Annotated in this window: 2 protein-coding genes; both read right to left on the bottom strand. The window is 43.7% G+C overall.

The features are described from left to right. Positions 1–7: 7 nt before the first annotated feature. Positions 8–844, bottom strand: a complete 837-nt coding sequence (locus WEIDD23_RS10085; RefSeq protein WP_010373343.1) for a hypothetical protein — start codon at positions 842–844, stop codon at positions 8–10. Positions 845–1,064: 220 nt separating this feature from the next. Then, positions 1,065–1,628, bottom strand: a 564-nt coding sequence (locus WEIDD23_RS14920; protein ID WP_242865504.1) for a PTS sugar transporter subunit IIA, incomplete at its 5' end; no start/stop codon positions are given.

The following is a 1,628-nucleotide window of genomic DNA, read 5'->3' as shown; positions in this document are numbered from 1 at the left end:
TTAATCATCATATATTTTCTGCTCGCTTGTACCAAGCATCAATCAAAGCACTTGATAATTCGGCCATTTCAGTCATGCCTAATTCAGTTGCCTGGTTCGCCAGTTTCCGAGCGTCATCCCAATTATGGTATTCCAATTGAGATACCAATCGCGCCCACCAAGCGAAGCTCATTGCGGTCTTTGGCTCATTAACGATCCAATCTGCCACCGTTTTAAAACTGGCTAAATCAAAATCATCACGTCCCAATAAAACCGTCATATAACGCACAGTCATTGCATTCAATCGTTCCATCGTACTATGTGGCCAGCTCTTGGTCCAGATTTCTGACAGATATTGTTGTGCCATCGCCTTATCAACTTCCGCAATCACAGGATAGAGCAACGCCACATCCATTGCACGCCAGATTTTAACCGCTTCAAATGAATCAATTAAAATTTGTTGGGCAATTTGGGCGTGTTCATCGGGAATCAATCGTGCGTGAAGCACATCCGCTAAACTCGCGACACGCAAAAAACCACGTGCCATTGTATTTCGGAATAGTTGATAACTACGTCGACTCACTTCTTTGATTGTTTCTGCATCTTGGGCTTGATTTGCTGCCAACAACTCGCCCATTAGGCCTTCAACTGTGTCATGCCCGTTAACCAATTCACTATTGATTTCCGCACCCGTCAACAGTAAGTGACTCATCAATGAGATGAACCCCTCGGCAGGCAAATCATTTTCTTCATTCAAGTACCGGTAATAGCGGTTACGGCTAATGCCAATATTCGCTAATTCACGAACCGGGATGTCATTTGCTTGTCGAATCTCATTGATTCGATCACGATTAATTAAACTCATGCGTTACACCTTCCAACATCTATTCTCTCTGGATTTTTGCGCGTGTTAGCGCACGTGCCTTTTTCTCTTAACTGAGTGTACCACCGGCGAAACAGTCATTCAACTATATTCCCTTACATTTTTTATACGATTTAAAAAACAAAACTCGTCCTCACAATTGTAGCTAACTTACTACAACCGTAAAGACGAGTTTTTGTGTCTAAATTTTAGAATGTCGTTACTAGAAAATTACACGGCCAACATAGTTTCCCGCGATACCATCAAAAATCTCTTCATCGTCAACCTTGACTTGGGCTTGTTCTGACAAGCCCATGAAGATAACCATCGTGGTTGCTAGCTTACCGGCAGCCTTGACCGCAGCAATGTCCATCGTTGCAAGCAAGTCACCGTGCTTAATTTTATCGCCCACGGCCACCTTGATATCGAATGGTTCACCATTCAGTTCAACTGTGTTGATTCCCATGTGCACCAAAATTTCTAGACCACTTTCTGTCCGTAAACCAATGGCGTGCTTCGTTGGCGAAACCATCGTGACCTCAGCATCAATTGGTGCCAAGATATCGTCATCGGTTGGTTCGATTGCAAAGCCATCGCCCATCATCTTTGAGGCAAATGTCTCATCCTGGACGTGTTCCAAGTGAAGCAAAGATCCGTTCGCAACCGCAAAGAAGTTTTCCTCCTTACCGGCTGGTGTTTCATCGACTGCCTTAACTTCATCAGCAGACAATGGATTTTCTAGCTTAGATGATAACTCACCATTATAAATCTTCTCAACGTTATCGGC

Source organism: Weissella sp. DD23 (genome assembly GCF_001579105.1).
Lineage (GTDB): Bacteria > Bacillota > Bacilli > Lactobacillales > Lactobacillaceae > Weissella > Weissella cibaria.
Note: the sequence above shows the minus strand (reverse complement) of the source record. Positions and strands in the feature narration are given on the sequence as shown.

Bases quoted from the DNA above. Each gene is read 5' to 3' on its own strand.
- WEIDD23_RS10085 (WP_010373343.1), bottom strand. From the start codon at position 844: ATGAGTTTAATTAATCGTGATCGAATCAATGAGATTCGACAAGCAAAT.